Genomic DNA, 343 nt, shown 5'->3' with positions numbered 1-343 from the left:
CTATCAAATCATTATTTGGTCCACTTTTATTGTCTTAATCTTGGCTGCGAATTCTACCTATACTGGTTTTTCACACCTAGCAGCAATTGTCGCCTCTGATGGATTTTTACCAAGGGTATTAACCAATCGGGGAGACAGACTGGGATATTCGAACGGAATCATCACCTTATCTGCTTGTGCAAGTATACTGATTCTGACTTTTCATGCCCATACGAACTCGTTGATTCCATTGTATGCGATCGGTGTTTTCCTCTCATTTTCAACCGCACAGTTCGGTTTAATCCGCCGATGGCTGCGAGTGAAAGGAACACATTGGAAAATAAAACTATCTATTAATATCCTT

Annotated in this window: 1 pseudogene; it reads left to right on the top strand. The window is 40.5% G+C overall.

From position 1 onward, the window contains the following. Window positions 1-343, top strand: a pseudogene (locus tag V7083_RS23385) (APC family permease); the annotation flags it as partial.

It is taken from the genome of Bacillus sp. JJ1764, assembly GCF_036962145.1.
GTDB lineage: Bacteria > Bacillota > Bacilli > Bacillales > Cytobacillaceae > Neobacillus.
Note: the sequence above shows the minus strand (reverse complement) of the source record. Positions and strands in the feature narration are given on the sequence as shown.